The sequence below is a fragment of the Burkholderia sp. SCN-KJ genome (assembly GCF_024656005.1).
In the GTDB taxonomy this organism is placed as follows: Bacteria; Pseudomonadota; Gammaproteobacteria; order Burkholderiales; family Burkholderiaceae; genus Burkholderia.
Genome location: NZ_JANKOG010000005.1, coordinates 320,648 through 331,273, shown reverse-complemented (window position 1 = coordinate 331,273; position 10,626 = coordinate 320,648). Strand labels below are relative to the sequence as shown.

The following is a 10,626-nucleotide window of genomic DNA, read 5'->3' as shown; positions in this document are numbered from 1 at the left end:
GTCAGTGCGCTCCCTGCGTCGCGCCGACGGCGGCACTGCCGGGCGCCGGCAGCAGCGTGATCTCGACGCGCCGGTTCAGCGCGCGATTCGCGGGCGTATCGTTCGGCGCGACCGGATCGAGCGTGCCGCGCCCCTCGGCCGCGAGTCGCTCCGGATGGTCGAGGCGCGCGGCGATCATGCCGCGCACGGCCTCCGCGCGCTCGCGCGACAGGTCCCAGTTCGATGCGAAGCGTGCCGTATGCACCGGCGTGTCGTCGGTATAGCCGGTCACGCGCACGTTGCCGGGCACCTGGTCGAGCGCATCCGCGACGCGTGCGAGCACCGGCGCGTAACGGTCGATCACCGACGTCGAGCCGGACTTGAACAGCCCGTCGCCGCGCAGCACGATCACGCTGCGATCGGCGTCGTCGCGCACCGACACGAGGCCGGCCGCGATCTCGGGCGCCAGGAACTTCGCGACGCGCGGCGCCGGCGCCGCGCGCGGCGATGCCTGGGCAGGCTGCAGCTTCGGCACGTGCAGCGCGTCGATCGACGCGAACAGCCGGTCCGAATGTCCGGCCAGCGCGATGCGCAGCCCGACGAACGTGCCGAAGCCGATCAGCAGCGCAAGCGCCACGCAGACCCAGAGCGGCACGATGAAGCGACGCGACACGTCGCGCGTGACGACGTCGCGCCAGTGCGGCGACAGCGCGGGCTCGAATTCGCCGCGCACCGAGCGGATCGTGTGAGCCAGTTGCCAGCGCAGCGCGTCGAGCTCGGCATGACCGTTGTCGAGCACCCGATAGCGGCCCTCGAAGCCGAGCGCGAGACAGAAATACTGCAGCTCCAGCAGGTCGAGGTGCTGGCGCGGCTGCTGGGACAGGCGTTCGAGCAGGTGGAAGAACTTCTCGCCGCCCCAGGTTTCGTTGTGGAACGAGACGAGCAGGCTGTGCGACGACCACACGCTGCCGCCCCACGGCGTCAGCGCGGCTGCTTCGTCGAGCGCCGTGCACAGGCAGTAGCGCGCACCGATGATCGCCTCCGACGGCACGCCGGCTTCCTGCGCGCGCGCCTCGAACTGACGGATCTCGACGACGAGATGCTCGCGCAGCCACGCCGGATTCGGATGATGGACGGTCGAGCGGATCTGGGGCACGAGATTGAGCAGCGGGTTCGCGGCCGCGACGAGCGGGTTCGTGCCGCTCGCGGCCCAGCGTCCCGGGCGCGGCTGCGTGGCCGTCGGCCCGGCCGCACCGGCCGCGGCCGGCGGATGCATGCCGCCCGGATTCGGCGGCACGAATCCGCCTGCGCCGGCGGAAATCGAATCGGAGGAAGAATTCATCGCGCTGCCCCGCCCTCACCCGCGAATCGCCCAGAACTCCATCGAGAGCCCCGGAAATTCGCCGGCGAAATGAAATGCGAGACCGCCGGAGCGCGCCAGCTGCTTCCACAGGTCGCTGCCCTTGTCGATCTCGAAGTACGTATGCCCTGCGTGATACGGGATCTGCCGCGGCGCGACCGGCAACTGGCGCATCGTGATGCCCGGCAGCTGCAACTGCACCAGGTCGCGGATCCGCTCGACCGGGCCGAGCTTCGCCTGCGCGGGAAACCGCGCGCGCAGGCTGTCGGCCGGCACGTCCGCGCGCACGGCCAGCACGAAGCCGGCCGTGTCGCGCAGCGCGGGATCGGCGAGCGTCGCGACCCGGATGCCGTTGCCCGCGTCGCGCAGCTCGATCTGGATCGCGTTTTGCTCCAGCACCGTCGACAGCGACCGGCGCAGCTCCGTCATCAATTCGGCGAAGCTCGTGCGCAGGTCGTCGTGCACGTAGACGGCGAGCGATTGCGGGCGCCGGCCGGCCGCCGTGAACGTGCTGAGGTCGCATGCGAGCTTCAGCCAGTCGCGGAACAGCGCCTCCGGATGCGTCGCGACGTCCTGCTGCGCGTGCCAGGTCAGCGCCAGGTAGCGGTTCACCAGTTGCAGCAGCAGGAAATCCGCGACTTCCGATACGCCGCCGCGCCCCGGCTCCGACAGTCGCTCGGCCAGCGCGTCGCTGCGCTGCGTCAGCAATCCGTGCAGCTCGCGCGTGTATGCGAGCAACGCCGCATCGCGCTGCGCGACCAGGCGCGGCGGAATGTAGCCGTCGTCGACGAGCAGCCGCGCGTCGGTGCGCCGCTCGACGATCCGCACGACGCCGAGCGCATGCCAGTCGCCGGTCAGCTCGGTGTCGAGCATCAGCCGGACGTTCAGGCGCCCCGTTTGGAGCAGTGCGGGGCCGAGCGCGACCGCGTTCGCATCGGCCACTTCGTATTCGCGCACGACGTAGCGCGCGACGTCCGCGCCGCCGTTACCGCCTGCGTCCACGCCGAACGACACCTCCTCGCCGCCGCCGCGCCACAGCGGCAGTGCGAGCACGACGAGCTGACCTTTCGCATCGGGCGGCACATCGAGCGGCTCGGGCAGATCGTCGGGATGCGTCAGGTCGAACGGCGTGCCGTCGCGCATCACGCCCGCCGCCGCGCGTAGCGCGACCTTGCCGAGCGCGAGCTGCTCCCGGTCGATCTCGAGGGTGTCGAAGCCCCAGTAGAAGCCCTGCAGCGGCAGGCAGCGCAGCGCGACGTAGCGTTCCCAGTGCCGCTCGAGCTGCTGGAAATGCTGCGGCCGAAGGAACATCCCTTCGGTCCACACCACGCGCTGGCGCAATGCGGCGACCGGCGTCGCGGACATCGTCGGTTCGGTCATGGGCGCCCCCGCGTGTCGTTCAGCGCGAGACCGCCGTTCCTGATCGCGATCGACAGCTTCAGCTCGCCGGGCGACGTCTGCCAGAACTTGTATACGTTCAGCGGCTTCGCGCGCGGCAGCGGCACCGTCAGGCGCCAGCGGTTCTTGTCGAGCATCCGGTATTCGGCGATCACGCCGATCGCGCCGGCCTCGACGTTGCCGCGGTAATGCAGCGTGCGCGACTCGCCCGGGCGCAGGATCACGCGGTCGGTGCCGAGCAGGTCCGCGCCGAGGATATTCTCGGGTTTGTCCTGGAGCGAGAAGAAGTCGGCGCCGTCGAACGCCGATGCCGCGCGCAGCTGGAACACCTTCAGTACGATCGGCGAAGGCTTGCGGTTGAGGTCCGGATTGACGTCGGGCGCCACGTCGACCGTGATCGCATACGGCACCGCGGCGGCACGCTCGGTGGCGCCGCATCCGGGCAACAGCAATGCACATCCCAATACGATGAACTCGCTCGACCGCCAGCGCATATTTCACCCTCGCAGCGCAATAATCCCCCCGTCGATTTCCGTACGCGAAATCGACGCATCGAATTAAAAGGGGACGATTAATTGACCGGTAATTACGTGGCCTGCATATCCTTCCACTCAAATTTCATTCGGCAATTTATTCTTGTAAAAAGACGGGTCAAATCTCCAATTACGGGACGGAATCGAAATTGGGGAGATGGCGATGAATTGATTTCTGTCATTTTGAAAAGGCGTGTTAATCCGGCCGGTTCGCCACGGCGGCCCGGTTCTATTGCATGGACACTTGCTGTATGGACGCTGAACCCAAGCCTGACGGCCGTCGGCGATGGGTGGCGACGCCCTGCGGGTCGTGTCACGCTGTTTGCGTTGCCCGAACGGCAGGCCGGTCTTTACGATCATTGACCGGCGCCGGGCAAACAACTGACGAATCCCAAAAAAGCACAGCGAACTATAGAATCGATTTTATGGATTAACAAGTCGAAAACCCGGAATCGATTTGAGTGGCAACTCGAACGCAATTCCCAAGTTGAAACAAAACGTAACGGCGACATCACCAGCCCTGATTGGCACTAGAATCCAACAGCGCTTGTGCGCCACCTTCCAATAACGCAAATATTTCATTTCAAAATGAAAGGCCGTTCATCGATCGTGATTTTCCTCGGCGCCTTGCTGCTGGGAATCGGCGGATGCAGCACGTCGCCCACGCAGTCGGCGGCGCGCGCCGCGGTCGACAGCGCGCGCGCGGCGTATGGCGCCGGCGACTACGGACGCACGATCGCGATCCTGAGCCGAGCGAAGGAGATCGACGGGGCCGATACCGACACGCAGGTCGCCGCGCACAAGCTGCTCGCGTTCAGCTATTGCGTGACGAACCGCATCGCGCAGTGCCGCGCCGAGTTCTCGAAGATTCTCGACCTCAACCCGCGCTTCGACTTGTCCCCGGCCGAGAAGGGACATCCGGTCTGGGGGCCCGCGTTCGAGTTCGCGCGCCGCAGACATGCGTCGTCGTCCTGACCGAACCGGAATCCCCGCGAGCGTTTCCTTACCGAGCGACGTGTGACATGCAACTGATCGTGATCGAACATGCCGGCGAGCCGGTCGAAAGCGACTCCTACGACGCCGTCGTGTTCCACCCGCCCGGCGGCACCATCGGCCGGGCGACCGACAACCATCTCGTGCTGCGCGACGACACCCGGCAGATTTCCCGGCTGCAGGCCCTGCTGCAGGTCGGTGACGATGCGTGCCTGCTGAAGAACCTGAGCAGCGTGTCGACGATCGAGGTGAACCGCGAGCCCGTCGGCTACGCACAGGAGCGCCCGCTCAATACCGGCGACATCATCCGCATCGGACCCTACGTGCTGCGTGCCGAGCGTGACGACGGACATGACGCGCCGGTCGTCGACATGCCCACCGCTGCTTCCAGCGCGCGCGCCGACCTGCGGGGCACGCCGGGAACCGCCGCACACGCGCACGTCGACGCGAAGACGACCGGCAACCGGTTGTGGGGCCTGCTGCAGGATCGCCTCGCTCCGCGCGGCAAAGCAGCGGACACCGGCAGGCGATCCGGCACGGCGGCGCGCAGGGAGGCGGCGCAGCCCGCGAGCCGCGCCGCGCCGCCGGTGCCATCGCAACGCGATCTGAATCAGTTATCGACCGACCCGCTCGACTTGTTTGTACCGTCGTCGCCCGATATCGGTGGATCGGGTTCGGCGTCTCCGTCCGAACGCGGCAAGGCGGATCGCGGCGCGTCGTCCGCGACGCAAGCCGATCATGCGCCCGAGTGGACGCAGCACGTGCGTGTGCAACCGGCGACGGCGCATGCCGAGCCACGTCCCATCGACGAGCCCGCACCGCCGGCGAACCGCGTGCCGACGCCCGATGAATTGCTGAACGCGTTCTTCGCAGGCGCCGGACTCGATACCGCCGCCGGGTCGCATCAATGGTCGGCCGAACAGCTGTACATCGCAGGGCAGTTGCTGGCGCTGTTCGCGAACGGCACGGTCGAGCTGCTGTCGTCGCGCAGCATCCTGAAGCGGGAGGTGAAGGCGCACATGACGATGCTGCTCGATCGCGAGAACAATCCGCTGAAGCTGCTGCCGGACGGCGGCGCCGTGCTGCGCCAGATGTTCGGGCTGCCGCTGCCCGGCTTCATGTCGCCGCAGAGCGCGGTCAGCGACGCGTTCCAGGATCTGCACGCGCACCAGATCGGCATGGTCGCCGGCATGCGCGCCGCGCTGATGGACCTGCTGACGCGCTTTTCGCCGCAACGGCTGCGTGAGCGCGACGATGCGATGCGCTGGTACGAGAAGCGCGTGCCCGCGCTGTACAAGGCGAGGATGTGGGACCGCTACGCGGCGACGCATCGCGACACGGTGTTCGCGATCGAAGACGATTTCGCGTCGGTATTCGGCAAGGCGTTTCTCGCCGCGTACGACGCGGAAGTGGAAAGCTATCGCGGCAGCAGCCGGCATTGAACGGCGAGCGCGTCCTCGGGCTTGTTGAAATCGCGGATCGCCGCGACCGGGCCCGTCACGCTGCGCAACGCGCTTGCGCGACCGTCAATCTTCCGTAGCGGCAGTCGCGGAAGACGCCCGTATCCGCATGACGGTTTGACGCGAGGTGCCGAATTTACGTGCGACCTCGCTGACCGACAGGCCTTTGTCGAGCGAACGCATGACGCGCTCCTGATCGTGGCGCGACAGCGAGGCTGGCCGGCCAGTATGCTGTCCGCGTTCCTGCGCGAACTTCAGGCCGTTCTGGCTGCGTTGGCTTCTCGTCGCGATTTCCATCTGGACGATCGCGCGCAGCGTTTTGACCGCTTGCCGTTCGGGACGGCCTGCGAGATCCACGTTGCCGAGCTCGACGCACAGGACGGAAATTCCTTTGTCGCGACATTCCATCAACGTCGAAAGTACATCGCGCGCGCTGCACCCGAGCGCGGAGAGTTCGAGTACGACCAGAGAATCGCCGGGCGCAACACGCCGCAAGAGACCTTTCAGTTCCGGCCGACCGGCTGCTGCGACGTACGGGTGCACATGTTCGATCGTGGTGCGGCTGAGCACGACGGTGTAACCGGCCTTGTCGAGCTCGAACAACTCCTTTTCCGGATCCTGACGATCGACGGGTTTGTTGAGGTAGAAATAAGTGCGAGCCACGACGGTGTCCTGGAGCGGGCATCAACGACGCGAACGCGCAAGAACGGACAGCAAGTCGTCCAGCGCCACCGGTTTCCGCAGATGCGCATCGAAGCCGGCATTCGTGGCCGCCTTCACGTCGGCCTCCTGGCCAAAGCCGCTGAGCGCGATACAGGTCACCGATCTGAGCGCCGGCGCTTCGCGCAGTTTCGCGATGAACGCCAACCCACCCATGCCTGGCATGCCGACATCGGACAGGACGAGGTCCGGTATCTGGCCGTCGAGCAGCGACAACGCCTCTTCTCCGCTGGTTGCCGTCTGAACGATCGCGCCATCGCTTTCCAGCAGGACCTTGAAGGTTTCGACGGTTTCCGCGTCGTCGTCGACCATCAGGATATGCAGGCCGTGCAACGATTCGGCCGCGATCCCCCCGGCTGGGCTCGTATCGGCGACAGCGCGATGGGTCGGGAGCGTGATAGTGAACGTCGCACCGCGGCCGACGCCTTCCGATTCCGCGCGTACCGCGCCGCCATGCAGGCTCACGAGATCCCTGACCAGCGCAAGGCCGATGCCGAGGCCGGCACGGCGTGCGTTCGAGTCCCGGCTTTGCTGGAACATGTCGAAGATGTGCGGCAACAGCGACGGCTCGATGCCGCTGCCGGTATCTGCCACACGCAGCACGGCCTCGGCATGTTCGTTGACCTGCAGCGAGACATCCACCGAACCGCGCTGCGTGAATTTCAGCGCATTGCTGATCAGGTTCCAGACCGTCTGTTCGATCCGCGTGATGTCGGCGTGGATGATGACGGGCGAGCCCGTCATCGTGACGTTGAGCGCGAGGCTGCGCTGGTTCGCTTCGGCCTGAACGGCGTCGGTGACACGACGGACGACCTCGCGCAGGTCGACGGGCGTGCGCACTACCGACAGCTTGCCGGTCCGTACGCGCGAGATATCGAGTAAATCGTCGATGATCTGGGCTTGACCCATCACGGTGCGCCGGATCGTGTCGGTTGCGCGCAAGAGGTTCAGGTTCTGCCGCGTTTCCGGCGCGCGCGCAATCAGCTCCGCGCTCGCCGAAATCAGATTGAGCGGATGCTTGAGTTCGTGGGATACCACGGCAAGGAATTCGTCGCGCCGCCGCTGGGTATCCCGCTCGCTGGCTTCTCGAACGAGTTCGGGCTTTGCGGCGCGGGCGGCCGTTGCGGACTCGGCGAATTCCCCCAGGTCACGAGCGATTTTCGCAAATCCGCTCATGCCCGGTTCATCCAGACGCGCCAGCACGCCGCTCGCAAAGAAGTGCGTGCCGTCCTTGCGCTGATGCCAGCGCTCCTCCTCGGTGCGCCCATTCAGTCGGGCTTCCGCGAATTCGCGCCGGGCAACGTTATTGACACGGTCCTCCTCGGTCGAAAGGATATCGGCGGACTGCCCGATCATTTCCGCTTCCGTGTACCCGAAGATCCGCTTCGCACCGGCATTCCAGCTCGTGATGAGGCCGTCGTCGTCGAACGTGATGATCGCGTAGTCCTTGGTGCCCTCGGCCACGATACGCATGCGCCGTTCGCCTTCGCGCAGCCGGTCTTCCGCGTGACGACGGTCCGTGATGTCGACGAACGACAGCACCGCGCCGTCGATGCGGTCCTCCGTCGTCCGGTAGGGAACGAAGCGCGCGAGATACCAGCGCCCATCGTTGCTCTTCAGTTCCCGCTCGATGACGCGCAGCGAATCGAACGCCTCCGCGGCATCGTCGGCGAGCTTCGGGTATTCGAGCCGATGCGTGATATCCAGCAACGATCGGCCGATATCGGAAGGAATGATGCTGAAGACATCGGTCGCACGCGGCGTGTAACGCTTGATGCAGATATTGCGATCGACGAAGATCGTGCCGATGTCGTTCGCGGCAATCAGGTTGTGCAAGTCGTCGTTGATCTTGCCGGTTTCCTCCACCTTCGATTTCAGCTCGGCATTGACGGTGGTCAATTCCTCGTTGATCGACTGAAGCTCTTCCTTGCTGGTTTCGAGCTCTTCTGTCGCCGAACGCAGTTCTTCGTTGATGGCCTGAAGTTCTTCGTTGGAGGCCTTCAGCTCTTCCGTCGACGTTTCCGACTGCTCGATGGTCGACTGAAGCTGCTCTTTCGTGCGCTGCAACTCGCGCTCGAGCTGGTTGATGATCGGATCTTTTTGCGCGTCGGCCGTCGATGTTTCCGATCCGCTCATGCTGTCTTCGACTTCATCGAACAACACCAGCACGAAATCCGCATTGGCCTCGGGATCGTGCACGGGACGCGCCGTCATGTTGACGAAATACGAACGTGCCTCGCGCTCAATCCTCACACGTCGCGCTTCCACACTGCGATTCGTGTGCAAGGCCTGGTAGATCGCGGTGCGCAGTTCGAGCCGCAGCTCGGGGCGCACCACCGCGATGATGTTGTGAGACGGTTCGCCCCCCGAGTACTGCAGGAAGCGCCCTGCGCGATCGGACAAGTGAACGATTTCGGAATCGCGGCTGACGAGCACGCTGGGCGGTGCATGTTGCTCGACAAGACGCTGATGCAGGTCGCCAAAGGAGAGGCGGCGGCGTCCCGGCGGCTGCACCGTCGAAACGATCGGCCGCGCGCTCAGTGTGCCGGAAATCGACGCCGGCACGAGCATGTCGCCGCGCACCGCCACGTTCGCACGGTAGATGCGGTTGCGCTTGTCGACGACGGTGAACAGCGCACTGACGCTGTCGGCCGATTCGGAGCTGCCGAGAAACAGCACGCCGCCCGGACGCAACGCGAAATGAAACATCTTCAGAATTTCAATCTGGGCGTCCCGATCCAGATAAATCAGCAGATTGCGGCAGCAAATCAGATCGAGCCGCGAGAACGGTGGATCGCTCAACACGTTGTGATGCGCAAACAGCATGTGCTCGCGCAGTTCCTTCTTGACCCGATAGTGCGCGGCGTCTCTGGTAAAGAACTGGCGTACGCGGCCCGGCGTCACGTCGGCGAGGATCGAATCGGGATAGAGGCCGGCGCGCGCGAAGGAGATCGCCCGCTCGTCGATATCGGTCGCGAAGACCTGGAACGAATTGCCCTCGGGCGACTTCAGCGATCGATCCTGCAGCAGCATCGCCAGCGAATAGGCTTCTTCGCCGGTGGCGCATCCGACCGACCATACGCGGACGCGGTCCTGCTCGTCTCGCCCATCGAAGATACCGGGCAGGACATCCCGCTCCAGCACGTCGAACGCCTCCTTGTCGCGGAAGAAGTTCGTGACGCTGATCAGCATGTCCTGCAGCAGCGCCTGGGTTTCCTCCGGGTGCAGGTGGAGGTGGTCGCGGTACGCCTGCAGATCGGTGATGCCGTTGACCTGCATGCGGCGCTCGATCCGTCGCAGAACGGTCGCCCGCTTGTAATGACGAAAATCGTGCGCGGTGCGCGTGCGCAGGATGATCATGATCTCGCGCAGCGCCCGTTCTGCCGCCTCGTTGCCCAGATCGTAGAGGTGTTCCTCGTTTTCGACCACCGGCAGATTTATTTCCTTTGCAGTCAGCCACAGGTCCATTAGCCGCTGCGGCATCTCCGCCGCAGTGGTCACGAAGTCGACCATGCCGGTCGCAATCGCGCTGCACGGCATGCTGTCGTATTCCGCTTCCGCCGGGTCCTGGGCAAGCGTGATGCCGCCCATTTCCTTGACTCTCGACAGCCCGACGGACCCGTCCGAGCCGGCGCCGGACAGCACGATACCGATTGCGCGTTCGCGGTGGGCTTCCGCCAGTGTCCGGAAAAACAGATCGATCGCGGCCTTGCGCCCCCCTTCCTCAGGCTGATTGGGGGCGACGCGCAAATAGTCGTCGACCATCGTCAGCGCGAGCGACGGTGCGATCAGATAGACGTGATCCGGCTGAATGGGCGTGGCGCTCGTCACCTGGAGCACGGGCATGCCGGTTGCCTTCTGCAGCAGCGAAGCCAGGTTGCTTTCGTGATCGGGCGCCAAATGCACGACCACGACGAACGCCATCGACGTGTGCGTCGGCAGCGCTTCGAAAAATTCAAGGAGCGCACTCAACCCGCCCGCCGATGCGCCGATTCCGACGATCGGATGATTTGCCTGGCTTGGGAGAATGTGACCGCGTCTTTTCGACATCGCTGCTGATCCTTTCGGAAGAATAGGTATTCGCGGCCAAGGTCAGGCAGGCTCCTGGCCCGCTTGCACCAAGATGCGCAGTAAACTTCCATTATCCTTCGAGAAGCATCGACTGCAAGATTTTTGCCGCATG

At 65.0% G+C, this 10,626-nt stretch carries 8 protein-coding genes; 3 read left to right on the top strand and 5 right to left on the bottom strand.

Going from position 1 to position 10,626, the window contains the following annotated elements; genetic code table 11:
* Position 1: 1 nt before the first annotated feature.
* The 3 genes from NQV17_RS11515 to tssJ are packed head-to-tail and all read right to left on the bottom strand — an operon-like array spanning position 2 to position 3,231.
* Complete coding sequence (locus NQV17_RS11515; protein WP_257772355.1) at positions 2-1,321, bottom strand: DotU family type VI secretion system protein; 1,320 nt, start codon at positions 1,319-1,321, stop codon at positions 2-4.
* 15 nt (positions 1,322-1,336) lie between these two features.
* Entirely contained in the window at positions 1,337-2,719 is a 1,383-nt protein-coding gene (tssK, locus tag NQV17_RS11510) for a type VI secretion system baseplate subunit TssK (RefSeq protein ID WP_257772354.1), read from the bottom strand.
* Positions 2,716-3,231 (bottom strand): type VI secretion system lipoprotein TssJ, encoded by a 516-nt coding sequence (gene tssJ / locus NQV17_RS11505; RefSeq protein WP_257772353.1) that lies wholly within the window; start codon positions 3,229-3,231, stop codon positions 2,716-2,718. Before tssJ ends, tssK begins: the two co-directional genes overlap by 4 nt.
* 81 nt (positions 3,232-3,312) lie before the next feature.
* On the opposite strand from tssJ, the gene NQV17_RS11500 reads away from it, so the two are divergent.
* The 3 genes from NQV17_RS11500 to tagH all read left to right on the top strand — a co-directional run bounded on the left by NQV17_RS11500 (position 3,313) and on the right by tagH (position 5,705).
* Positions 3,313-3,633 (top strand): hypothetical protein, encoded by a 321-nt coding sequence (locus NQV17_RS11500; RefSeq protein WP_257772352.1) that lies wholly within the window; start codon positions 3,313-3,315, stop codon positions 3,631-3,633.
* 225 nt (positions 3,634-3,858) lie between these two features.
* Positions 3,859-4,245, top strand: coding sequence for a TssQ family T6SS-associated lipoprotein (locus NQV17_RS11495; RefSeq protein WP_124645695.1), 387 nt, complete (start codon positions 3,859-3,861; stop codon positions 4,243-4,245).
* Between the two features lie 47 nt (positions 4,246-4,292).
* Positions 4,293-5,705: a type VI secretion system-associated FHA domain protein TagH gene (tagH, locus tag NQV17_RS11490; protein ID WP_257772351.1), complete on the top strand. Its 1,413-nt coding sequence runs from the start codon at positions 4,293-4,295 to the stop codon at positions 5,703-5,705.
* A gap of 84 nt (positions 5,706-5,789) precedes the next feature.
* Here tagH and NQV17_RS11485 read toward each other — a convergent pair whose 3' ends face one another.
* Positions 5,790-6,386 (bottom strand): recombinase family protein, encoded by a 597-nt coding sequence (locus NQV17_RS11485; RefSeq protein WP_257772350.1) that lies wholly within the window; start codon positions 6,384-6,386, stop codon positions 5,790-5,792.
* A gap of 21 nt (positions 6,387-6,407) precedes the next feature.
* The gene (locus NQV17_RS11480) at positions 6,408-10,493 is read right to left on the bottom strand and encodes a CheR family methyltransferase (protein ID WP_257772349.1); all 4,086 of its coding nucleotides are present in this window, start codon (positions 10,491-10,493) and stop codon (positions 6,408-6,410) included.
* Positions 10,494-10,626: the final 133 nt, after the last annotated feature.

Coding starts and splice junctions, on each gene's coding strand:
- tagH (WP_257772351.1), top strand. CDS start 4,293: ATGCAACTGATCGTGATCGAACATGCCGGCGAGCCGGTCGAAAGCGAC.
- NQV17_RS11495 (WP_124645695.1), top strand. CDS start 3,859: ATGAAAGGCCGTTCATCGATCGTGATTTTCCTCGGCGCCTTGCTGCTG.
- tssK (WP_257772354.1), bottom strand. CDS start 2,719: ATGACCGAACCGACGATGTCCGCGACGCCGGTCGCCGCATTGCGCCAG.
- NQV17_RS11480 (WP_257772349.1), bottom strand. CDS start 10,493: ATGTCGAAAAGACGCGGTCACATTCTCCCAAGCCAGGCAAATCATCCG.
- NQV17_RS11515 (WP_257772355.1), bottom strand. CDS start 1,321: ATGAATTCTTCCTCCGATTCGATTTCCGCCGGCGCAGGCGGATTCGTG.
- tssJ (WP_257772353.1), bottom strand. CDS start 3,231: ATGCGCTGGCGGTCGAGCGAGTTCATCGTATTGGGATGTGCATTGCTG.